The 23,214-nt window shown below is 66.0% G+C and carries 19 protein-coding genes; 15 read left to right on the top strand and 4 right to left on the bottom strand.

What is annotated here, in order from left to right:
* Positions 1–11 precede the first annotated feature (11 nt).
* From U5A52_RS06735 to U5A52_RS06725, 3 genes are all read left to right on the top strand, one after another.
* A complete protein-coding gene (locus U5A52_RS06735; protein ID WP_321907722.1) occupies positions 12–1,034 on the top strand; it encodes a 2Fe-2S iron-sulfur cluster binding domain-containing protein in 1,023 nt (340 codons plus the stop codon).
* A gap of 154 nt (positions 1,035–1,188) precedes the next feature.
* The gene (locus tag U5A52_RS06730) at positions 1,189–1,857 is read left to right on the top strand and encodes a transcriptional regulator (RefSeq protein WP_321907724.1); all 669 of its coding nucleotides are present in this window, start codon (positions 1,189–1,191) and stop codon (positions 1,855–1,857) included.
* The gene (locus U5A52_RS06725; protein WP_321907726.1) at positions 1,854–2,825 is read left to right on the top strand and encodes a threo-3-hydroxy-L-aspartate ammonia-lyase; all 972 of its coding nucleotides are present in this window, start codon (positions 1,854–1,856) and stop codon (positions 2,823–2,825) included. Before U5A52_RS06730 ends, U5A52_RS06725 begins: the two co-directional genes overlap by 4 nt.
* 34 nt (positions 2,826–2,859) lie before the next feature.
* Here U5A52_RS06725 and U5A52_RS06720 read toward each other — a convergent pair whose 3' ends face one another.
* The gene (locus U5A52_RS06720; RefSeq protein ID WP_321907728.1) at positions 2,860–3,735 is read right to left on the bottom strand and encodes a LysR family transcriptional regulator; all 876 of its coding nucleotides are present in this window, start codon (positions 3,733–3,735) and stop codon (positions 2,860–2,862) included.
* Between the two features lie 136 nt (positions 3,736–3,871).
* Here U5A52_RS06720 and U5A52_RS06715 point away from each other — a divergent pair, with 136 nt between their 5' ends.
* The 6 genes from U5A52_RS06715 to U5A52_RS06690 all read left to right on the top strand — a co-directional run bounded on the left by U5A52_RS06715 (position 3,872) and on the right by U5A52_RS06690 (position 13,156).
* Entirely contained in the window at positions 3,872–5,191 is a 1,320-nt protein-coding gene (locus U5A52_RS06715) for an MFS transporter (RefSeq protein WP_321934322.1), read from the top strand.
* A gap of 245 nt (positions 5,192–5,436) precedes the next feature.
* The gene (locus tag U5A52_RS06710; RefSeq protein ID WP_321934321.1) at positions 5,437–6,078 is read left to right on the top strand and encodes a response regulator transcription factor; all 642 of its coding nucleotides are present in this window, start codon (positions 5,437–5,439) and stop codon (positions 6,076–6,078) included.
* Positions 6,075–6,863: a response regulator transcription factor gene (locus U5A52_RS06705; RefSeq protein ID WP_321934320.1), complete on the top strand. Its 789-nt coding sequence runs from the start codon at positions 6,075–6,077 to the stop codon at positions 6,861–6,863. The genes U5A52_RS06710 and U5A52_RS06705 overlap by 4 nt, the downstream gene beginning before the upstream one ends.
* A gap of 26 nt (positions 6,864–6,889) precedes the next feature.
* Positions 6,890–7,573: a response regulator transcription factor gene (locus U5A52_RS06700; RefSeq protein WP_321934319.1), complete on the top strand. Its 684-nt coding sequence runs from the start codon at positions 6,890–6,892 to the stop codon at positions 7,571–7,573.
* Positions 7,574–7,810: 237 nt separating this feature from the next.
* Entirely contained in the window at positions 7,811–8,539 is a 729-nt protein-coding gene (locus U5A52_RS06695) for an aquaporin (protein ID WP_321907736.1), read from the top strand.
* A 132-nt stretch (positions 8,540–8,671) separates the two neighbouring features.
* Positions 8,672–13,156, top strand: coding sequence for an ATP-binding protein (locus U5A52_RS06690; protein ID WP_321934318.1), 4,485 nt, complete (start codon positions 8,672–8,674; stop codon positions 13,154–13,156).
* 190 nt (positions 13,157–13,346) lie between these two features.
* On the opposite strand, the gene U5A52_RS06685 is transcribed toward U5A52_RS06690, so the two are convergent.
* Entirely contained in the window at positions 13,347–14,291 is a 945-nt protein-coding gene (locus tag U5A52_RS06685; protein WP_321934317.1) for a LysR family transcriptional regulator, read from the bottom strand.
* A gap of 454 nt (positions 14,292–14,745) precedes the next feature.
* Between U5A52_RS06685 and U5A52_RS06680 the strand changes: the two genes are divergently transcribed.
* The 3 genes from U5A52_RS06680 to U5A52_RS06670 all read left to right on the top strand — a co-directional run bounded on the left by U5A52_RS06680 (position 14,746) and on the right by U5A52_RS06670 (position 17,682).
* Positions 14,746–15,876, top strand: a complete 1,131-nt coding sequence (locus U5A52_RS06680; protein WP_321934316.1) for a porin — start codon at positions 14,746–14,748, stop codon at positions 15,874–15,876.
* A gap of 247 nt (positions 15,877–16,123) precedes the next feature.
* The gene (locus U5A52_RS06675) at positions 16,124–16,558 is read left to right on the top strand and encodes a CHRD domain-containing protein (protein WP_321934315.1); all 435 of its coding nucleotides are present in this window, start codon (positions 16,124–16,126) and stop codon (positions 16,556–16,558) included.
* A 155-nt stretch (positions 16,559–16,713) separates the two neighbouring features.
* Positions 16,714–17,682 (top strand): alpha/beta hydrolase, encoded by a 969-nt coding sequence (locus U5A52_RS06670; protein ID WP_321934314.1) that lies wholly within the window; start codon positions 16,714–16,716, stop codon positions 17,680–17,682.
* Here U5A52_RS06670 and U5A52_RS06665 read toward each other — a convergent pair.
* The gene (locus U5A52_RS06665; RefSeq protein ID WP_321934313.1) at positions 17,652–18,539 is read right to left on the bottom strand and encodes an EcsC family protein; all 888 of its coding nucleotides are present in this window, start codon (positions 18,537–18,539) and stop codon (positions 17,652–17,654) included. The two genes, U5A52_RS06670 and U5A52_RS06665, sit on opposite strands and share 31 nt — an antisense overlap.
* Positions 18,540–18,661: 122 nt before the next feature.
* Between U5A52_RS06665 and U5A52_RS06660 the strand changes: the two genes are divergently transcribed.
* Both U5A52_RS06660 and U5A52_RS06655 read left to right on the top strand, forming a co-directional pair.
* A complete protein-coding gene (locus U5A52_RS06660; protein ID WP_321934312.1) occupies positions 18,662–20,257 on the top strand; it encodes an MDR family MFS transporter in 1,596 nt (531 codons plus the stop codon).
* A gap of 85 nt (positions 20,258–20,342) precedes the next feature.
* A complete protein-coding gene (locus tag U5A52_RS06655; protein WP_321907746.1) occupies positions 20,343–20,819 on the top strand; it encodes a MarR family transcriptional regulator in 477 nt (158 codons plus the stop codon).
* A gap of 35 nt (positions 20,820–20,854) precedes the next feature.
* Here U5A52_RS06655 and U5A52_RS06650 read toward each other — a convergent pair whose 3' ends face one another.
* Positions 20,855–22,135 (bottom strand): amino acid deaminase, encoded by a 1,281-nt coding sequence (locus U5A52_RS06650; RefSeq protein ID WP_321934311.1) that lies wholly within the window; start codon positions 22,133–22,135, stop codon positions 20,855–20,857.
* 127 nt (positions 22,136–22,262) lie between these two features.
* On the opposite strand from U5A52_RS06650, the gene U5A52_RS06645 reads away from it, so the two are divergent.
* Positions 22,263–23,189: a MurR/RpiR family transcriptional regulator gene (locus U5A52_RS06645; RefSeq protein ID WP_321907750.1), complete on the top strand. Its 927-nt coding sequence runs from the start codon at positions 22,263–22,265 to the stop codon at positions 23,187–23,189.
* Positions 23,190–23,214 lie beyond the last annotated feature (25 nt).

Genomic DNA, 23,214 nt, shown 5'->3' with positions numbered 1-23,214 from the left:
GTGAAAACGTCATGAGTTATCAAATCGAGCTCACCACGCGCGACGGCCAGGCGTTCGGCTTCGCGTGCGAGCCGGGGCAGGACGTGCTGAGCGCGGCGGCGGCGGCAGACATCACGCTGCCGTCGCAATGCCGGCGCGGCAGCTGCGGCGCGTGCCATGCGACCGTGACCGAAGGCGCGTACACGCTCGGCGATCACAGTGCGGACGCACTTGCTTCGGCCAACCCGAACGCGGTTTTGCTGTGCCGCACGAAGCCTTCGGCCGACTTGCGCGTCGCCGCGCCGTACGATCACACGAAGGTGTTGCTGCAGCCGGTCGCCACGCGTACGGCGCGCATCGCCGCGCTGGAAACGATTGCCGACGACACGCGCCGTCTCGAACTGGTTCTCGAACCCGACGACACCAGCGGCAGCGCCGCCGAGTTCGAGGCGGGCCAGTTCGCGGAGCTGGCGTTGCCCGGTGGAAGCGTGAAACGTCCGTTCTCGCTTGCCAACACGAGCAACTGGGAAGGGCGCCTCGAGTTTCTGATCCGGCTGCGGCCGCAAGGCGAGTTTTCGGCGTATCTGCGCGATCGGGCGCAGCCCGGCGATGTGCTCACCGTGCACGGCCCGCAAGGCGGTTTCGGTTTGATCGCCGATAGTTTGCGTCCGCGCTGGTTCGTGGCGGGCGGCACGGGCCTCGCTCCCGTGCTCTCGATGCTGCGCCGCATGGCCGAATACGGCGAGATGAACGACGCGCGCCTCTTTTTCGGCGTGAATCGCGAGAGCGAGCTTTTCATGCTCGACGAGTTCGACGCGCTTCGGGCGGCGCTGCCGCAACTGCACGTTGAGCTTTGCGTGCGCGAAGCGGCCGATGGCAGGCATGGCGCGCACAGCACGCCCGTCGACGCGCTCGCCGCCGCGCTCGCAGGCGCCAGCGCGGCGCCCGATCTCTATGTTTGCGGTCCGCCTGCAATGGTGAGCGCCGCACAGGCGGTCGCGGCGCGCTCGCGCGTGCCGTCTGCACAGTTCGTCAGCGAGCGCTTCACGGCCTGAGTGGCAATGCCGTGTGGGGTTTATCTCCGTGTCTGTTTTGACCTCGCCTTCGGGCGGGGTTTTTTTTCGCGCGTCGGAGGGCCACGCGCAGCCACGCCAGCGATCCATTCAAATAATTGACATTCAGTCATTAACTGTCAAAATGTCCAACATCATGATGCCAACCCGCAAACCCTGTTCCGGCCCTTCCACTGACGAAAACGCGCTGCTCCTGCGCGAAGGCGGGAAGATTGTCGCCGCGCTCGGTCAGACGCTCGCGCCGCTCGTCGAAGTGGTGTTGCACGACCTCACGCGGCCCGAGCATTCCGTCGTGGCGATCGCGAACAATCTGTCAGGACGACAGGTCGGCGACGCCGCCACCGAAATGGGTCTCGCGCGCATCACCGACTCCGGCTTTCCCGAAGTTGTGGCCAACTATCCGAACCGCTTTCCCGACGGGCGTCCGGCCAAAAGCACGTCCATCGGCCTGAAGAACAGCGCGGGCGAATATGTCGCGGCGCTCTGCCTGAACATGGATGTGTCGCTGATCGGCGCGGTGACGGCGGGCCTCGGCCAGCTGATCCAGACCGGCACGGCCGCGCCCGTGGCCGAAACACTCGCGCCGCGCGCCGCGGGCAGCGTGCGCGAGGCGCTCGAACGCTTCGCCGCCACGCGCAACACCACGCCCATCGGCATGACGCTCGCGCAGCGCCGCGAGGCCGTGCGCGAACTCGCGGCGAACGGACTTCTGAACCTGCGTCATGCGCTCGCCGACGTGGCCACCACGCTCGGCGTAGCGCGCTCGACCGTCTACACCTACCTGCCAGCCGAAGACCGACCATGAGCACTCTGCCTATTACCTTCGAAGACGTCGCCGCCGCCCACGAACGCCTGCGTGGCGTCGCGCATCGCACGCCGGTTCTGACTTCGCGCACCGCGAACGAACGCACGGGCGCGCAGCTTTTCTTCAAATGCGAGAACTTGCAGCGCATGGGCGCGTTCAAGTTTCGCGGCGCGTATAACGCGATCGCGCAGTTCACGCCGGAGCAGAAGGCGGGCGGCGTGATCACGTTCTCTTCGGGCAACCATGCGCAGGCGATCGCACTGTCGGCGCGTCTGCTCGGCGTGAAGGCCGTGATCGTGATGCCGCACGACGCGCCCGCCGTGAAGGTGGAGGCCACGCGCGGCTACGGCGGCGAGGTGGTGTTCTACGACCGCTATACCGAGGACCGCGAGGCGCTCGGCAAACGGCTCGCCGCCGAGCGCGGCCTCACGCTGATTCCGCCCTACGACCACGCGCACGTGATGGCCGGGCAGGGCACGGCCGCGAAGGAACTCTTCGAGGAAACGGGCGAACTCGATCTGCTGATCACGCCGCTTGGCGGCGGCGGACTGCTATCGGGCTGTGCGACCGCGGCGCATGCGCTCTCGCCTGCGTGCACGGTGATCGGCGTCGAGCCTGAGGCGGGCAACGACGGTCAGCGCAGCTTGCAGACGGGGGAAATCGTTCACATCGACACGCCGAAGACGCTCGCCGACGGCGCGCAAACCCAGCACCTCGGCAACCTGACTTTCGCGGTGATTCGCGAGCGCGTGAGCGAGATCGTCACGGTGAGCGACGCGGAACTCGTCGATACGATGAAGTTCTTCGCTAGCCGCATGAAGCTCGTGGTCGAACCCACGGGTTGCCTCGCGGCGGCAGCGGTGCTGCACGGCAAGGTGGACGTGCGCGGCAAGCGCGTGGGTGTGCTGATCTCCGGCGGCAACGTCGATCTGCTGCGTTTTGCGGAGCTGGTACAGGCAGCCGGCTAAGCGCCCTGCCGCGGCGCCTTTAGCACGGGGCGCCTCAGCCGAGCAATTGCGCGAGCGCCGCGCGTGCGTTCGTCACGTGCGCGGACTCGCCGGGGCGGCCCGGCAACAGATGAAATTCGGCCGCAGGCAGTGCGGGCAAGCCGAATGAAGCCGGGCACGCCATCAGTCCTTCGCCGATCGCCGACTCGTTCAGACACGAGATTCCCAGCCCCGCCTTGAGCGCGAGCTGCAGCCCGGCCACGCCCGAAGCCGAATGCGAAATCAGGTAGGGCATGCGCGCTTCGTCGAGCAATCTCACGACGCGGCGCTGCAGCTGGCAGGTTGCCGGCAGCAGCACGAGCGGCCAGGGCGGCGTAAGCGCGGGCCGCTCGCGCAGCGCTTGCGCCGCGCCCACCCACACCAGTTTCTCGCGCCGTATCGACGTGCTCTTGTGCGTGCCGCGGCCTTCCTCCACGAGCCGCAGCGACAGCCCGATGTCGTAGGCGTTCTCGTCGGCGGTGCTGTCGATCACGGCGCTCGGCTGCACGGTCACATGCAGGCGCAGGCGCGGATGCTGGCTGGCGAAGCGCCGCAGGATCTCGGCGATGTCGTGCGGCCGGTAATAGTCCGTGATCGCAATGCGCACCTCGCCGTCGAGCGTGCGGCCGAGCATGTCGTCGAAGGCGGCGTCGCACAGCGCGACGATGCGGCGCGCGTGGTCGAGCAGCTTCGCGCCCGCGGGCGTGGCGGACATGCCCTGCTTGCTGCGCACGAAAAGCGGCTGGCCTACGCGCTCCTCGAGCTTCTTGAGCTGCTCGCTCACCGACGACTGCGACAGGAACACCCGCTCCGCCCCGGCGGAAACGCTGCCCGCCTCGGTCACCGCGATGAATGTGCGCAACTGCGCGAGGTCGAAACCGCGTGCGTTCATGGTTCAGCTTGATCCAGTGTGCTTTTTGCCAATTCACGATTCGGAAATTCCGAATTTATAGATTGGAAATTCCCGCTTTTCCGATGAATGTTGCGCCTCTACGATGCCCTCGGTCAACCGTTTTCTCGAGGTCATCATGGAACGAAGTACAACGCGGGGCGCGGCACACCGCTGGAAAGTGCTCGCGGTGGGCGTGGCGGCGAACGCCAGTTTTGCGGCAGCGCTCGGCGGCATTCCCGCAACGGGCGTATTGATCCGCTCGGGTTATCACATCGGCACGGGCGAACTGGGTGTCGTGCTTGGCATGCTGGGCCTTGGCATCGTGCTGAGCGAACTTCCCTGGGGACTCCTGACGGATCGCTGGGGCGATCGGCGCGTACTGCTCACGGGGCTGACCGCCACCGCGCTCGCACTCGTTGCGATGGCGCTCTGGGGCGCACCGGTGGGCGCACATGCGCCCAGCGCGACGGCGCTCGCGCTGGGCCTGCTCGCACTCGGTCTGCTCGGCGGCAGCGTGAACGGTTCGAGCGGGCGCGCGGTGATGGCGTGGTTCGCCACCCACGAGCGCGGCCTTGCGATGAGCATCCGGCAAACCGCTGTGCCAGCCGGCGGCGGGCTTGGCGCGCTCATGCTGCCAGCGCTCGCCGAGCATGTGGGATTCGCGGCGGTGTATGGCGCGCTCGCCCTCCTGTGTGCGGTATCCGCCGTACTCACGATCGCCTGGCTGCACGAGCCCGCGCATACGCAGGACCGCGCGAATGCGCCGCTCGCCTCACACGCGCCGGCTGCGTCCGTGCAACGGTCGGTCTCGCCGCTGCGCAGCGCAACCGTGTGGCGCATGGTGACCGGCATTGGGGTGCTGTGCATTCCGCAGGTGGCCGTGCTCTCGTTCGCGAGCATTTTTCTGCACGACGTCGGCCATGCCGGCACAGCGGCAGTCAGTGCGACGCTTGCGGCGGTGCAGGGCGGCGCGGCGTTCATGCGTGTGTACGGCGGGCGCTGGACCGATCGGCACGGCGAGCGGCGGACCTGGTTGCGCGGCAGCGCCGCACTCACCGTCGCGCTTTTCGTTGTGCTGGCCGCACTGACGGCCTTCGCGTCGCATACGCATCGCGCAAACGGCGCGTTCGTCGTGCTGCTTGCCGCAGTGATCGTGTTGGGCGGCATAGCCGCTTCTGCTTGGCACGGCGTTGCTTTCACCGAGCTCGCGACGCTCGCAGGCAGCGGCCGTGTGGGAACCGCGCTCGCCATGGGCAACACTGGCGCATTCCTCGCGTTCTTCGTCGCGCCTTCAGCCATCCCGTTGCTGTTGTCGTCGTTTGGGTGGCCCGCGGTCTGGGTGGCGGCTGCGCTTTGCGCCGCGCTGGCATGGCCTGCATTCGCCGCACCGCGCGAGCGCGGCGCCGGGCGCAATGGCGAAAGTCGACAACGCGCTCGTGAGCGTGCCACGGCTTGATGATGCCGTGTGTAGGATTTGTCTCGGGATATCGACCGATGCGACAAATAATTCTACAAAATCGCATCTGTTAGGCATAACGCATGACGAAGCTCGAATTAAGGATCATTTAACGTTTCGGAAATCTCCGATTTCGACGGCAGGATTTCAATGGTCAGATGAACGACCTTGCCGATGTTGTTGGCTGCCGGTGCGCCCACGCGGCGCACCGCACCCACACAAATCCACCTCGAAGGAGATTCAGTGTGAAGCTACGTGTCGTCCTCGCCGACGATCATCCATTCGTTCTGCTTGGCGTTCGCTCCGCGCTCCTCGCCGGAGACGATATCGAGGTGGTGGGTGAAGCGTGCGGCGCGCCAGAGTTGTTGCAGACGCTCGAAACCGTCCCGTGCGACGTCGTCGTCACCGACCTCAACATGCCGCCTGCTTCCGGCGAAGCCGAAGACGGCCTGCGCCTCGTGCGGCGTTTGCGCCGCGACTGGCCTCATGTGCCCGTGGTCGTGCTGACCAGCGTTGCGAACGCCGGCATCCTGCGCGCCGTGGCGCACGCGGGCGTGATCGCCATGTTGCGTAAGACCGAACCCATGGACGAACTCGCCGCCATCGTGCGCGCAGCCGCACAGGGGCTTGCCTATCTCAGCCCGGCCGTCGAGCGCGAACTCGCGGCGGCCGCCTGCCTGCCCGACATGTGTGTGCCGCGTTTGACGCCGCGCGAATCGGAGGTGATCCGCAAATTCGCAAGCGGCAGTTCGATCACGGAAATTGCGCGCGCCCTCGGCCGCGACGTGCGCACGGTGAGCAGCCAGAAGCGGGACGCCATGGCGAAGCTCGGCGTGAGCAACGACGCGGGACTCTTCGCTTTTGTCAGGGCTCACGGACTCTTATGAACCTGCTTTCCTTGCCGCTGGCGGACGATGCCGACGTGGCTGCCGCTACCCGCCGCACCGTGCGTGAGCGCGACAATCGGCACGCGGCCCTCGCGGCGCGCAACATGACCGATACCGCCGACCTCGCGGCACCGGTGCGCGTCATCATCGCCGACGATCATCCGCTCGTGGTGTATGCGCTGGAAAGCATGCTCGTCAACTATCCCAACGTGCAGATCGTCGCGCGTGCGCGCAGCGTGCCCGAACTGTTCGACGTGGCGGAGCAGCACGCCTTTGATCTCGTTCTGATGGACCTGTACATGGCGTTGCCCGGCGAGCTGGACGGACCCGAGGCTATCCGCGCCTTTCGCGCCGGTTTCCCGCAAAAGGCGGTGGTCGTGCTCACCATGGAAAGCGAGGCCTCGGTGCTGCGCAAGGCGATCGATCTCGAGGTGAACGCCGTACTGAGCAAGCGCGACCGCATCGACCTGATCCCGGTTGCGATCATGTCCGCGATGGCGCGCGAACACTATGTCGGGCCAGTCGTGCGTGACCTGCTGACGGAAGCAGCACGCGCCGAGCGGCGCGAAGAAGTGTCTCGTCTTCTCACGCGGCGCGAATTCGAGGTCATCACGCATTATGCAAAGGGGCTCGGCGTCACGGAAATCGCTGGTCTGCTCGGGCGCAGCGTCAAGACGATCAGCGCGCAAAAGTGCGCGGCGATGAAGAAGCTCGCGCTCGGCAACGATATCGAGCTCTATCGCTTCGCGGTCGAATGCGGCGTGTCGCAGGGCGACCCAACCTGATCGATCCTGTGCACGCAAGGCCCCCGATGCAGACTACCCGGGCCGCTCGAGAAGACGCGCTTCGCCTGGGCGAGCCGCTGCGCGCGATCGTGGCCGATGACCACGCGTGCATCCGGCTGGGCGTAGCGAACCTGCTGCATGCAACGGCGCGAGCCCTCGTCGTTGGCGAAGCCAGCAACACGCATGCGCTCGCCCTGCAGCTCGATATGACCGCTTGTGACGTCGTCATTTCCGATCTCTGCATGCCGGGCCTTGACGGCGGATATGGCTCCCTTACGCTGCTACGGCGCCTCGCGCAAACGCGATGCGCGCCTGCGATCGTCGTCCTGAGCATGGTGTCGACGCCGCAGGTTCTGACGGGGCTGGTGCATCAGGGCCTGAACGTCATTGTCGACAAGCGCGACGTCGCGCACGATCTCCTCGTTGCCGTTGCCGCCGCTCGCGCCCGCATGCCGTTTCTCTCGCGCCGCGCACGCGAAACGCTTGCGCGGGCCGACGCCACGTGTGCGCCCTGCTCGGGCATGCCGAGCGCTCGCGAATGGGAGGTCTTTCAGCTTTACACGCAGGGTATGTCGGTCGGTCAGATTGCACAGCGGTTTCAGCGCAGCCGCAAAACCATCAGCGCGCAAAAACGCAGCACCATGCGCAAGCTCGGGCTCGTCACGGAGCGCGATCTGAGCGACTTCGCGACGCACGCGGGGTTGACCTGATTCAGCCCGGCGCGACGCGTCCCAGATTCATTCCAGCGTCTGTAGGAATTTCTCTCGCCGTGTATCGCGCATTGCGCACAGCGTTTTAAGAGTTCTCCTATCTGAATGCGGGGCTCGTCTCCCCATAATCCCAAGCTCAATGCGTGGCTCGTCAGATATTGCCGTTCCGGCAATGCGATCAAACGACGGCCTAGTCGGAACAGGGCCGGGAAGCAGTCCGGAAACGGAGACGAAACAATGAAGCTCGGTAGGCGTTTGGCGGTCGAGGGCGCGGGAACCGCGTGGCTCGTGTTCGCCGGTTGCGCAGCCACGGCGCTCAATGCGAGCCCGCCCTCCCAGGGCTTCAACGTTCTCGAGATCGCCGCGACCTTCGGGTTCGCGCTCACCGTGGCGAACTATGCCGCCGCCCGCGCGGCGAGCGCCCACTTCAATCCCGCAGTCACGATCGGCTACGCGGTCTCCGGGCGCTTTCCCGTGCGCGATACCGGGCCCTACCTCGCTGCGCAGACCATCGGAGCCATTTTCGGCGCGGCGTTGCTCGTACGCGTGGCAAGCGGGCGCCCGGGTTTTTCCGTCGCGGTGTCCGACCTCGGCAGCAACGGCTACGACGAGCATTCGCCGAGCGAATACGCCCTCTGCGCCGTGTTCCTGCTGGAACTGTCGGTCTCGTTCGTGTTCGTCTTCTTCCATCTCCTGATGTCGAGCACGCTCGCGCGCCGCAAGACTGCGGCGCTCGCCATTGGCGCATGCCTTGCCGCCATCTATCTCGTCGCGATCCCCGTGAGCAACGGCGGCGCGAATCCGGCGCGCTCGACCGGTCCCGCGCTGTTCGTCGGCGAGTGGGCGCTCGATCAGCTCTGGCTCTTCTGGGCGGCCCCGTTGCTGGGGGGAGCCGCTGCTGGCGTGACGTACCGCCTCATGCGCCGCCCGCGCAGTGTCCCCACGCCTTCTCGTGACGGCGTTTGAAATCCGGTATGGCGCGTGCCGATGAGGTCGATTCTCCGCATCTTCCGTCTTCGTGCGCTCCCGGCTGCATCGAGGCGGGGGGGCGGGCACGCGTGCGGATTTGCCTGCCTTAGCGCGCTCGCCGCGGCATGGATGCTCGTATTTTCCGTGGCGGCGGCGAGTGCCGCTACGCCGTGTGAGCCAACCGGCGAGGGCATCGCGCGCACGCGGCCGGTCGCCACGTCGTTGCCGCCGCAGCTCGTCGTCGGTGTGGTAGCGGGGGGCTGGGCGCCGCTCGAAGTGCTCGACGGCGCCACGCTCACCGGTTTCAGCGCCGACTACCTGCGCCTTCTTGCCGGCGCTGGCGTCAAGCTTCAGCCACGCGCCTTTGCGGACATGCCAGCGTTGCTCGCGGCGGCCTGCGCGGGCGATATCGACATCGTAATGAGCCTCGCGCGCACGCCGTCGCGCGAGCGCTGTCTTGCTTTCACGGTGCCGTACCTGACCGGCACCACGGCATTCGTCACGCGTGCCGGGAATACCGCGCTCGCGACCCAGCCAGCGCGCCTCGCGCGCGCGACCTTCGCCGTCGAGCGCGGCTACGCACTCGAATCCGCATTGCGCGAGCGCTTCGCGCAGGCGCGCATCGAAACGTTCGCGACTACACAGGCCGCGCTGCGCGCCGTCGCGCAGGGTAAGGCCGACGTGTATGCGGGCTTTTCGCCTGTGGCGCGCTATCAGCTTACGCTCGAAGAATTCGCCGATCTGCGTGTCGCCTTCGAGGAGCGCGACCGCATGCGCGAGTTGCGTTATGGCGTACCGGTCTCCAGGTCGGTACTGCGCGACCGGCTCGATCTTCTTCTGGGCGGTGTGCGGCCTGCCGCGGCAGCGGCCGTGCGCGCGCGCTGGTTCGACGGCGGCGCGCCGGGAGAGGTGCGGCCGTCCGCGTTCAGCCTGAGCGCCGACGAGCGCGCGTGGCTGCGCGCCTTGCCGCCGCTGAAAGTGGGCTACGACAGCAGCTGGCTGCCGTTCAGCTTCACGAACAAGGCCGGCGAGCCGTCGGGCATGGCCAACGACTATCTCGACTATCTGGGGCGCACCCTCGGCATTACCTTCGAGCGCGTGCCTGTTTCCCCCTGGACGAGCGCGGGGGGCGCGTTGCAACGTGGCGAGATCGCGCTCGCCGCGACCGCTGTGAGGGACGGCGTGTTCGACTCCGGCGTGGCCTACACGGACGCGTTCGAGCACTATCCGCTCGTCATGGTGGGGCGTCGCGACGAGCCGATGGCGCGCTCGCTTGGCGACTTTGCGGGCCGGCGGATCGTGCTGGCGCCGCATGTACCGGAAATGCCGGTGCTGCCAGGTACGCAGGTCGAGCGCGTCGCAAGCCTCGCGGCCGGGCTCGCGATGGTCGATCGCCACGAGGCCGATGTGCTGGTCGGCAACACGGCCGCGCTCGACGGGCCGCTCAGCGGCACGTATCTCGAGACGCTGAAAGTGCTGGGCGCGGTAGGTGTCGATGATTCGACCGCGTTTGCCGTGCGCTGCGACCTCGCCCCGCTCGCGGGCCTCATCAATCGCGCGCTCGGTGCGATGTCGCCCGCCGAACAGCAGCGGATCCGCAATCGCTGGACCGCAGTCGTTTCCACCCGGGCCGGCGGCTGGAGCGTGAACGCGCTGCGGCTCCTGCCGCTCCTGATCGTCTTCGGCGTGCTGCTTCTCGTCACGCTGCGCGCCTACGTGCTGCTTCAGCGCGAGATGCACAGGCGGCGGCGCGCGGAGCAGGTGCTCGCGCGGCAGGTGGAACTGCAAGACACGATGATGGAGATGATCCCGTATCCCCTCGGGGCACGGGACCTCGAAAACCGCTATCTCGCGGTCAATCGCGCCTACGAGGAATCGACCGGCCTCACGCGCGCCCGCGTCCTCGGGCGCGCGGGTTCGGCCGTGATGGCATGGGGACCCGAGAACAGCCGCCGCATGGACGATCTCTACCGGCTCACGATCGTCGAAGGGGAGAGCCAGCGTGTCGAGCTGATCTTCGAGAACACGCTTGGGGAGGCACGTCATGGCATTTTCTGGACGCGCCTGTGCCGCGACCCGCAGGGCGCGCCGTTCTGCGTACTTGGCACGATGATCGATGTCACCGACATTCGGCGCGCCGAGCTGCGCGAACGCGAATCGGAGCGGCTCCTCGCGGAGGTGACGGGTTCGCTGCCCGCGATCGTGTTCCAGTTGCGCCGCGCGCCCGATGGCCGCTACTCGTTTCCGTACATTGGCGGCGACACGCAGCGGCTCCTCGGCAACACCGTCGACGCTCTGCGCCGCGCGGATTCGGTCGATCTCTCGCGGGTGGGGCGTCACGATCGCGCGCGCCTCGCCTCGCAGCTCGAACGCTCAGCGCGCCGGTTCATTCCCGTGCACGCCGAGTTCCGCTTTCAAGGCGCGGCCGGGTTCGTGTGGGTGCGTGCGGAGTTCGCGCCGCGCCGCGCAGAAGACGGCGCGATCGTCTGGAGCGGCTATGCGCTGGATGCGAACGACGAGCACGCTCGCGCAGACGAACTCGAGCAGGCGCGCGACACTGCAGAGGCGGCCTCTCGCGCGAAGGACGACTTTCTCGCCATGATGAGCCACGAGATCCGCACGCCGATGAACGGCGTGCTCGGTCTTGTCGAGGTGCTCGAGCGCACGCCGCTTAACCCGGATCAAGCGCAAATGGTCGGCATGGTGCACGAGTCGGCGGGGGCGCTGCTGCAGATACTCGACGATCTGCTCGACTACTCGAAGATCCAGGCCGGCCACCTCGTGATCGATTCGCAGCCGTTCGACATGCGCGAGCTTGTCGACAACGCCGTCGGACTGCTGGCCGCGCGTGCACACGAGAAGGGACTGAAGGTGCGCGTGGATGTGGAGCCGGAGGTCGCGGCGCTCTTGCGCGGCGACAGCGTGCGCCTACGGCAGATCCTCTTCAATCTGCTCAGTAATGCGATCAAGTTCACGCTGGCGGGCGAGGTGAGCGTGCATGTTCGCGCACGCGATGTCGGCGCGCTCCGCTCTCATCAGCGGCTATCGATCTCGGTGAGCGACACGGGAATCGGCATTGCGCCCGCAGCGCAGGCGCAGCTCTTCGAGCCGTTCGTGCAGGCCGAGACCTCGACTACGCGACGCTTCGGCGGCACGGGGCTCGGCCTCACGATTTGCCGCAAGCTCGCTGCGCTGATGGGCGGCGCGCTCGAGCTAGAGAGCGAAGTGGATCGCGGGACGTGCCTCACACTGCGCATCGAATTGCCCGTGGAGGCTCGAAGCGGCTCGGCGGCCGGGCTGCGCGGCAAGCGCGCGCTCGTGACCTGCGAGGACGTGAGCGTCGAGGCCGCATTGATGCATTTCGGCGCGGCGCTCGGCATGCAAATGCGCCGCGTCGCGCCGGCGGACCTCGCCCGCGCCGCGGGCGCGGACAATGCCGATCTCCTGTTCGTCTCGGAAGCGCTGGTCGACCGGTTGGGCAAGTTCGGTGCACCTGTGCTTTGCCTGACGGAGAACCCTAAGCCGAGCGGATACCGCGTGGCCGAGAGCGGCGTGCGCGTGAGCGTCAACCCGTTGTCGTGGCGTGGCTTGAGCGCCGCTTGCGCGATGGCGCTGGCGGGGCTGCCGGTCAAGGCGGCCAGCCCGCCACGTCCGGCCACCGATGTCGAGACGACGCTCCCAGCGCCCGATCGCGAGCAGGAACGCGCTGGCGGGCGCCTCATCCTCGTGGCGGAAGACCATCCCGTCAATCAGGAGTTGATCCGCCATCAACTGGCACTGATCGGGTTCGCATGCGATGTCGTCGACGACGGTGCGAAGGCGCTCGAAGCGCTGGCGGAATGTGAATACGGCTGCCTGATAACCGACTGTCATATGCCGAACGTATCGGGCTACGACCTCGCGCGGCGCGTGCGCCAAATGGAGCAGAAGGCGCACGGCAGGCGGCGCTTGCCGATACTCGGCATCACGGCCAATACGGCGCCCGAGAATATGAGCCGGTGCAGCGAAGCGGGCATGGACGATTGCCTCATCAAGCCGACCCGTGTGGCCACGTTGCGCGAGCATCTCGCGCGCTGGTTCGGCGTGGAGAGCATGCGGCGCACCGTGCAGGCCGAAGCCACGCGCGAGGCAGGCGGACAGAGGACAACAGCGGGGCAGGCAGCGTCGCGGGCTTCAAGGGCTCCGAATGCCCCGGGGATCTCGGAGTCGCCTGTCGCTTGGGGCGGCGGTGCTGATGGAACGCTCGCGGAAAAACCCGCTCACGCACGGACGTTCGAGCCGCTGGATCTCGCGCACATGATCCAGGTCTGGGGCGGGGAGGCGACCGTGAAGACGTTGCTCAGCTCGTTCGTTTCGGCAATGCGCGACGATCTTGACGCGTTGCCGCCGCTTCTTGAGCAAGCCGATGTCGCACGCTTGCGCGAATGGCATCACCGGCTCGCCGGTGCGGTGGGCGTGCTGCAATACCCTGCGCTGCTTGCCGAGCTTGAGACGTTTCGCCGTCACATGAACAGTCACACTGCCGGGCAATTGCGTGAGGAAGGCTATGCGCTCATCCGCACGTGCCAGGCGATGCTTGGCGGAATCGAGCAACAGGCCGCTCTGCTCGCGTGAATGATGCGAATGAGGAAATGGACCGGCGCGAGCGAATAGAGCAAAAAGCGGCAAAAGCGGTGTTTCGCGCAGGCGAAAAAAAACGCGGCCGAAGCCGCGTTCAAGCTTGGAGACCCTTCGATGAAGAGTCACTTCTCGCAGTTCCTAGCTTAGTCGGCAGGCGGAAAGAAATCGAGACAATTTCGATCAATTAACTATTACAGGGAATGCTGGTAATCGCGCTTGCCGCTGCGGTGTCGTGCCGGCGAAACCATTCGACTGTGAAGTCAACGAACGAACGTGTTTTTGCCGGAACGTTCCGGCGGCCGGGGTAGACGAGCGAGAGTTCCTTGTCTGCGTCGCGAATGTCCCATCCGGCAAGCACGCGCACGAGCTGGCCGGATGCGAGATCGGTGTCCACGTGGTTTGCCGGCAGGATCGTGATGCCCATACCCGCGATCGCGGCCTGACGCAGCATCACGGAATTGTTCACAGCGTACGCCGGCTCGATCAGCACGGGTTTGCGCACGCCGCCCGGGCCCTCGAAATGCCATTCGTTGCCGTGAATATCGGCGGAAGGCGCAAGCAGCGTGTGTCGGGCGAGATCGGCGGGGCATTGCGGCGCAGCATGGCTTGCGAGGTAGGCGGGCGATGCGACGGCAACCGGCGCGACGCTCAAAAGCGGACGGCGGATCAGCGTGCCGCCGCTCACCTGGCGCGGCGCCACAATGCCCGCGTCGAACCCCTCCTCGATCAGGTCGACCGGACGGTGCAGCAACGTGAGCGAGAGGCGGACTTTCGGGAACGCGTCGAGGTAACGCTTGAGCATCGGCGTGAGGTCGTGCAGCGAAAACGATGCGTGGGTAACGACGCGCAACGTGCCGGACGGCACCGATACGCCATGCGCGATATGCGTTTCTATGCGCGCCAGATCGTCAAGCACCTGGCGGCAGCCCTGCGCATAGGCGGCCCCTGCCTCGGTGAGCGATGCGCTGCGCGTGTTGCGGTTGATGAGCCGCGTTTCCAGATGGGCTTCGAGCAACGCTACATAGCGGGTGACCACCGCGTTCGATATGTTCAGACTCGTCGCCGCGCGGCCGAACGAGCCGTGCTCGGCAACGCTGACGAACACGCGCATGGCCTGAAGCTGATTCATGTTTTTGGGGGGCGTGGACACGAGGTGGATGGGGGCTGCGATGAAGAAATGAAGTCGGAGGGCGCGCGTGGGTGTTCGCCGAGAGCGATAGTACCGATGCGCGTTGGGCGAGCGGAATGGGATTCGTCCGAATCGACGCTTTATCCCGAATTGCCAGTGTTGTCGGACTGCAACGCTTTATCGGGATACCGAATGAAATGGCCGCGAGAGAGAAAAACAAGATAAGTCGTGAGCATTGAGTCACAAGCGTTTGAGGGTTTACCGCAGCAGGATTCAATTAATTCGAAAAGGCTTTTGCCGAGATATCGGGTGGTCCGTCGAAATGCGACGCCCATAAACTTCGCCATGCAAATCAACGCGGTGCTGCATGAACCGCAATACGGAATCGCTATGCCGGCGTGAGGTCGGCGACGGCATCCATTTTTGCCGAAAGGCCTTGCATCGAAGGAAGCATATGAAAAAGAAACTGGCTATCGCGGCGGCAGTCGCTGCGACTTTTGCATCGGCGTCGTACGCGCAAAGCAGCGTCACGCTCTACGGTATTGTCGATGCCGGCATTACCTACACGACCAATGTCGATGGCAACCGGAATTTCGCCCTGACGAGCGGTAACCTCTCGGCGAGCCGCTGGGGCCTGCGCGGCGTTGAGGATCTTGGTGGTGGCCTGAAGACGATCTTCACCCTCGAAAGCGGCTTCAACATTGCGAACGGCCAGCAGAACGGCGGCCTGTTCAATCGTCAGGCGTACGTCGGTCTGACGCAAGACCAGTACGGCACGGTCACGTTCGGTCGCCAGTTCGACTCGATGATCGACTACGTGAGCCCGCTCACCGCTGTGGGCACCTGGGGCGGCAACTACACGGCGCACCTCATCGACAACGATGACCTGAACGGCACGTTCTCGCTCAACAACTCGATCAAGTACGCCAGCCCGAACTTCTCGGGCTTCCAGTTCGGCGGCCTCTACGCGTTCTCGAACCAGGCTGGCGGCTTCGCGGTCAACCGCGCATACAGCGCCGGTATGAGCTATGCATACCAAGGCCTGCGTCTTGGCGCGGCCTACACGCAGATCAATGGCGTGAATGCCAACGGTGGCGGGGCGGTCCAGGGTTCGCCGATGGCGAACACGCTCGGCGCACTGAGCGCGCTCGGCGGGAATGAGCGCCAGCGCAACTGGGGTGCAGGCGCAAGCTACACCTACGGTCCGATGGTCGGCGGCGTCGTGTTCACGCAGTCGCGCGTCAACGACACGCTGGGCAATTCGCTGCGCTTCAACAACATCGAAGCCAACGCACGCTACAACCTGACGCCGGCTCTCGGCATCGGCGCGATGTACACGTACACGAACGCGAACGGCTCGGTGCTCGACGCGAACGGCAGCAACTCGGCGCACTGGCACCAGTTCGCTCTGCAAGCCGACTACTCGCTCTCGAAGCGCACCGACGTGTACCTCGAAGGCGTCGGCATGTGGGGTGCTGGCCAGAACGCAGTGGGTATCACGCAAGTGGGCTTCCAGGGCAACGACAACTTCTCGTCGTCGAAGAACCAGGGGATCATCACGACGGGTATCCGTCACCGCTTCTAAGCATTCGGAGGCGTCGCGTTCCCGGTTGGGGTTGTTGCAAGCATCGCAGAAGGGAGCGCGTAGCGCCGGATGGCAAGAAGGTAGTACTTGGGTTGAAAGGCGCCGCTTGCGGCGCCTTTTTTTATTGCACGCGGCTTACGCAGGGCCGACATCGGCGCAGCGAACGCGCCCGGCGGATATGCTCTAGCATGTGGGAGCGCGGTTTGCGCCTTCTGGTGCAGCGCGCCACAAAAACAGGAGAAATTCCATGAATTTGCTTCGTCCGCTGCAGTTCGCTCTCGCTCTATGTGTCCTCGCTTCCAGTGCCGCGTACGCCGACACCGTCGCGCTGAAAGCCGATCTCGAACCGTCCAGCGAAGTGCCGCCGCGTGTGAGCCAGGGCCACGGCATGGTCAACGCCACGTTCGACACGTCCACGAAATCGCTGAACTGGACGGTCACCTACGAAGGCCTCTCCGGCCCGGCGACGGCTGCGCACTTCCACGGTCCCGCGCCGGTTGGACAGAACGCCGGGGTGCAGGTCCCGATTCCGAAGGGCGAAACGGCAAGCCCGATCAAGGGCTCCGCCACGCTCAACGAGCAGCAGGTGACCCAGCTAATGGGTGGCCAGTGGTATTTCAACGTTCATACCGCGCAGAACCCGTCAGGCGAGATTCGCGGCCAGGTGCTGCCCGCCAATTGATCGGCGCGCGATCGTTCGCCTCACTCACCGCATTGCGCGCGCCGCTGGTTCCCGCAATCGAAGTCTGATTGCGGGACTCTGTCAATTGCCCGTCGACATTAACCGCCACCGAGTGCAGGTTGAGCCCAGTTTGAATGCCGCGGAGGGCTGAACCGATGAGCTGGCAAAGCAGGCTGATCTGCAGGTTCTTGCGCCGCAGCTTTCTGCCGCAAACACGCAAGTCGATCAACGTCGCACGTGTGCGCATGCTGACGGCGAGACGCATCTGGACGCCAGGCGTGCCGAACGGCTGGCGCTTGCGCGAACAGTACGACGCCTCCGATGTCCCGTTGCGCGGCGAGTGGCTCATCCGCGAGCGCTCGCCCGCGCAGCGCACACTCCTTTATCTGCATGGCGGTGGGTACTACTTCTGCTCGCCGCGCTCGCAGCGCGCGATTTCGTTTGGTCTCGGCAAGCGCGCTGACGCCGACGTTTTCTCGCTCGACTATCGTCTTGCGCCCGAGCATCCGTTTCCGGCAGCGCTCGAGGACGCATTGGCCGCGTATCGCCATTTGCTGGCAAACGGAACGCGGCCGGGTTCGATTGTGATTAGCGGCGATTCGGCGGGCGGCGGGCTTGCGCTAGCCGCACTCGTTGCCTTGCGCGACGCGGGCGATCCGCTCCCCGCTGGCGCCGTGCTCTTTTCCCCCTGGACCGATCTCGCGGCCACGGGCGCTTCGATACGCGAGAACGACGGGCGCGATCCCATGTTCAGCGGTGAGGTATTCGCGCGCATTGCGCCGTTCTACCTCGGCTCGGCAAGTGCGACCGATCCCTACGCATCGCCGCTCTATGCGGACTTTCGCGGCTTGCCGCCGCTAAGCCTCTTCGTGGGAAGCTCCGAAACGCTGCTCGACGACACGCGCCGCGTCGTCGAACGCGCGCGCGCCGCCGGCGTGCCGGTGGAGTGCGAGATTGCCAGCGGCATGCCGCATATCTGGCCGATCTATGCGCCGTTCATGCCTGAGGCGCGCCGCACGCTCGACGTTGCCGCGAGCTTCGTGCGCCGCGTGACCGGTGCGCCGGCGCGAGGCGACGAGAAGCCGCAGCCGCCTCAATCGAGCGAGACGTCGATCGCGTCATAGGCCGCGTGCACGGCGGCTTCGCCGTAGCGGCGCTCGAGCCGGCGCACGGTGAAGTGACCATGCGCCACCTGCTGGAAATGGTCGATGAACACGGTATTGACCATGGCGCCGAGCACCGCGCCGATGGCCGGTATCGATTTCGCCGCGACCTGCTCGCTCACCTGCACGGAGAAACGCGCCGCCACGGTCTGCATGAGCTTGAGGAGCGCGGTCGAACCGTGCGCGGCAAAGCCCTTCGTGGCCATTTCCGACGATGCCGCCGATACCGCCTTCGCAAGCGCGCCGCGCACGATGAAATAGCCGAAGTCGGCTTCGTCGTCGGCAGGCGAGCGGCCGCCCATGCCGAACACGGTCAGGCACTGCAGCTGCGTCTCGGTGCTGGCCAGATCTTCGCCTTCGCTGCGCGCGATGTCGCAAATCGACCGAAACATCAGCGTGGTCGTGACGGGCAACTCGACCGGCAGCGCGAAAAGGCCGAATGCGCCGCCCGCCGCGCCCGTGGTCGCTACGGCGAACTTGTGCAGCAGGTTGCTCCGCTTTGTGCTCGTGCGAGGTTCGGCGGTGGAGAGGGCGCTTTGTTTGCCGAGCGTTTTCAGTGCGAGTTGCAGACACTTGCGCAGCGCGGCTTGCGTCGCGTCGGCCACCTTGTCGTTCGCGACGCCGGGCAGCCGCGCCAGCAACTTTTCCACCGGCGCACCCACGATGGCCGCGAGCTTCATGCCGAGCGGCGGCGTTTCGAGCTGATGTTTGGCGCGCCGCAGCGCGTCGAGATCGAACGCGGTGAAGGCCGCGGCAGCACCCGCGCGGGCCGCTTCGGCGGCGGTGGGTTCGCTCGTGGGTTCGATTATGGGTTCCATTGCGCTCCCGGATTTTCAGCGACGACGGCGGGGCATCGCCACCGTTCGACGCCCCAGTGTAGTGGATCGCGCCATGCTATGATGAACAACCTTTGACGCGTCAACCGTTGCTGGATCAAAAAATGGCCGTTCATACTGCTGCCCACCATTCGAGCGGGCAGGTTCTGCCGTTCCGGGAGTCGCTGCTCGCGATGCTCGGCGTCTCGTTCGTGACGATGCTCGTCGCGCTCGACCAGACCGTCGTGGGCACCGCGCTGCCGACCATCGTCTCCGAACTGCGCGGCTTCGAGCTTTACGCGTGGGTCGCGACGTCCTATCTGCTCACTTCGGTTATCACCGTCCCCATTTTTGGGCGCCTCGGCGACTATTACGGGCGCAAGCCGTTCGTGATCGCGTCGATCGTCGTCTTCACCGCCGCTTCGGTGCTGTGCGGCGCCGCCAACAGCATGCTGTTCCTCGTGATCGCGCGCGGGTTGCAAGGCATCGGCGGCGGCATGCTGGTCGGCACCGCGTTCGCCTGCATTCCCGATCTCTTTCCCGATTCCGTCGTGCGCCTGCGCTGGCAGGTGCTCATGAGCTCTGCGTTCGGTATCGCCAACGCGGTCGGGCCGTCGCTCGGCGGCTTTCTCACGCAGTACTACGGCTGGCGTTCCGTGTTCTACGTGAATCTGCCCGTGGGCCTGCTTTCGCTGTTTTTCGTGTGGAAGTATCTGCCGCATCTGCGTCATGTCGCGCACGAGGCGCGAATGCGCCTCGACTGGCCGGGTGCGCTTCTCATTGCGATCGCACTCGGCAGCCTGCAGCTTTTCGTGGAGCGTCTGCCGGGGCACGGTCTCAGCGCTTCGGCCATCGGCCTGCTCGCCCTCGCGCTGGCGGCCGGCTGGGCGCTCTGGCAATGGGAGCGCCGTTGCCCGCAGGCCATTCTGCCCGTCGACATGTTCCGCAACGCGAGCCTGAATGCGCTCTTTACGCTGGCCGTGCTGGGCGGCTTCACGATGTTTTCGCTGCTGTTCTATGCCCCGCTCCTGTTCCAGGGCGGCTTTGGCATGACGCCGAAGGAAGCGGGCGTCGTCATCACGCCGCTCGTGGTGTTCATCACGATCGGCAGTATCGCGAACGGGCGCGTTGTCTCGCGCATCCGCAATCCGAACCTGATGCTCTACATCGGCTTCACGATGATTGCGGCGGCTTGCTTCGCGGTGGCGCTCGCCACGCGCGGCACGCCGCGCGGCCTGCTCATGGCGTTCATGATCATGGCGGGCGTCGGCCTTGGCTTCGTCATGCCGAACCTCACCGTGTTCGCGCAGCAGACCGCCGGGCGCGAGCATCTGGGCATCGCCACGGCGCTGCTGCAGTCGCTGCGGATGATCGGCGGCATGATCGGCACGGCGCTCACCGGCACGATGGTCACGCAGCTCTATTCGCGCGGTGTGCAGCGCGCGCTGGATGCCGATCACGCCACGCACTGGCTGCCGCAGCTCGCCGACCCGCAGATCCTCATCAACCGCGACGCGCAGGCAACGCTGATCGCCGATCTCACGCACGCCGGGCATAATGGCGCGCCGCTGCTCGAAGCCGCGCGCGAAGCGCTCGTGGGCGCGATTCACCTGGGCATTGCCTTGGCGGCGGTGATCGCAGTGGTGTCGATCTGGCAAACCCGGCGCGTGCCGCCGGTCAAACTGCAGCGCAAGGTGGAGCCCGTCATTCACGCGGATTGAATTGCCTCGGCCCGCAGCCGGCCCGCACTGGGCCAGCAGCGGGTACCGGCAGAAGCCGGCAAGAAAGCCGGCAGGAAAACAAAGCATGGAAATTCAGGATCGCATCGCCATCGTGCAGCAGTTTGGACGGACCTACCGCGCGTTCATGTCGGCGTTCGAGGCGCAGGTCGGGCATCCGCTGCCGCGCTGGCGCATTTTGCTCGCGCTTTACGATCAGGACGGCGTGTCGTCGCAAAAGCGGCTCGTCGAGCGGCTGCGCGTGGACCCGGGCGCGCTCACGCGGCAGTTGAAGGCGCTGGAGTCGCTCGGCTGGATCGCGCGCCGCGCCGACGAGCGCGACAACCGCATCACCAACGTCACGCTGACCGACGCGGGCCGTGCCGTGATCGAAGAGGGCCTGCCGCGCCGCAACGCGTTCCTGAACGTAACGATGTCGCTGCCCGACGATGCGCTCGCGGCGCTGTCGGGCGCGCTGGGGATGATGGAGGCGCGCATCGGCGAGGCGGCCACGGCGGCGGCCGCGCTCGCGCAGGCTCGTGAGGCCGGCTCCGACGCGCGCTGAGCCGGCCTCCCAGTTTTCAACGAGGCATGGCGCACTCAGAAGAACGTTTCGATCACTTCCGTCACGCGATATTTCGCATCGACCATCAGCACCTGGCGCCACTTGTCGAACGTGAGGCAGGGGTGCGAGATGTCGAACGCAATCATGTCGCCGACCTTCAGGTCCGCGCCCGCCGGAATCTTCAGGTAGGCGTGCTGATCCATCATCTGGAACACTTCCCAGCCTTCGCTTGTCGCCACTTCGCGCGGTGCGCCGCCACTCGCCGGGCGATAGTGACGCGACGGTTCCGGAAAGCCGGCGTCGAACGCGGCGTCGCGCTTGCCGAAGCCGATGATGGCGCGGCCCGGCTCCGGAATCGACTGCACGTAGGCCCAAAGCTGCAACGCGGGCAGGAGCGCCACGCCCATCTCGCGCGCCACGGGGTTGCGCGTGAGGATTTGCGATTGAGCCTGCTTGTAGACGCCCACATCGTGCGTGACGTAGCAGCCCGGACGCAGCACCACGTCGATCGTGCCGGCTTGCGTGGCCGGCGCAAATTCTTCCGCGACGATGTCGTACCAGGCCGAGCCCGCGCCCGAGAGCAGCGCGGGCGCGCGCGCGAAGCGGCCGGCGGCGGCCAGTTCCTGGGTGACATTTAGCGCGTCGCGCAGGAAGGTGCGCACTTCGCTTTCTTCCTTGAGGATGCCCTCGTAGATTTCCACGCCTGCCAGCTTGAGCGAGTCGGGATAGCGCGCGATGGCGGCGAGCACGGCGTTGCGCGTGTCGGTGTCGCGCACGCCCGTGCGGCCGCGCGGCACGCCCAGTTCGAGCAGCACCTGCAGCGTGCGGCCCGTTGCGCGGAAGAACTCGCCCAGGTGCTCCACGCCCTCGACCGAATCGACGAGGCAAAAGAATTCGAAGCTCGCGTCGCTCAGCAGCTCGGCGATGATCGCCATGTTGTGACGGCCCACAAGCTGGTTCGCCATCAGGACGCGAGAGATACCGCCGCGGTAGGCGGCGCGCGTCTGGTGCGCCGTGGCGAGCGTGATGCCCCACGCACCCGTGTCGATCTGACGGCGAAAGAGCTGCGGCGCCATCGTCGTTTTGCCGTGCGGGGCGAGCTTCACGCCATAACGCGTGACAAAGTCCTGCATCCACTTGAGGTTGTGCTCGACGCGGTCGGCATAGAGCACAGCTGCCGGCAGGCTCACGTCCTCTTCGAGTAGATTCCATTCGAGGCGCCCCGCGTCCCCGAGCGGCACGCTTGCGCCCGGTACGTTGCCAAGGCCCTTGCTGTTCGGGTCGATTGCTGCACTCTGATAGTTTGTAACTTTCATTTGCCTTCGCTCCATATGCTCCATGCGTCTTATCTACACCGGCGTCTCATGGACCGGCGTTGACTCGGAGATAGTACACAAAGTAACATCGCTTCGTGAATTGTTATTTATTAACAGACTCCCTGCAATGAACACCGCTGCCGATCCGGCTCGCTTCGACATCGTCGCGCGTATTGCGCAATGCGTGCCCGAACTGCGTCCGGCCGAGCGCGACGTGGCCGCGCTGATCCTCGACGATCTTGCCAGCGCCGCGCGCGCGAGCATCGGCGAACTGGCGCAGCGCGCGGGCGTGAGCATTGCCTCGGTCACGCGCTTTGCGAAGGCGGTGGGCTGCCACGACGTGCGCGAACTCAAGCTGCGGCTCGCGCAGGCGGCCGCCGTGGGCGACCGCTTCCTGCGCGGCGGCCACGCTGGCGACTCCGCAGGCGCGGACAAGCCGCGCGCCGCCGATGCTGAAGCCGAACCGCTCGCCACCCGTGTTTACGACGAAATTCACACGGCGCTTGCGCGCAATCACGAACTGCTGCGCCAGGCGCCGTTTGCGCAGGCCGCCGCAGCGCTGGCGCGCGCCCGCATGATCTACGTGTTCGGCATGGGCGGCGGCTCGAGCGCGCTCGCCGACGAAATGCGCTTTCGCCTCGTGCGCCTGGGCCGTCCTGTGGCGTCGTACCAGGACAGCTTGCTGCAGCGCATGGTGGCGAGCACGCTTTCGTCCGAAGACGTGGTCGTCGCGCTTTCCGTAACAGGGCGCGTGCCCGAACTCGTCGATGCGTGCCGGATCGCGCGCGACTACGGCGCGAAGCTCGTCGCGCTCACCGCCCCGGCTTCGCCGCTCGCCGCGCTCGCTGACTGGCTCGTGCCGATCGTCGCGAGCGAGACCGATTTCATCTACAAGCCGTCGTCGTCACGTTACGCGATGATGATGGCACTCGACGTGCTCGTGACCGAACTGGCGCTTGCGCAACCGGAGGCCAGCCGCGAGCTGCTGCGCCGTATGAAACACACGCTGGACGCGCATCGCGGCGGCGGCGAACGCCAGCCGCTCGGTGACTGAGCGTCGAACTGAGAGCCATCCTGAG

Source organism: Paraburkholderia sp. J8-2, assembly GCF_905220195.1.
Lineage (GTDB): Bacteria > Pseudomonadota > Gammaproteobacteria > Burkholderiales > Burkholderiaceae > Paraburkholderia.
The sequence above is the reverse complement of the archived record's forward strand: the minus strand, read 5'-3'. Positions and strand labels throughout refer to the sequence as shown.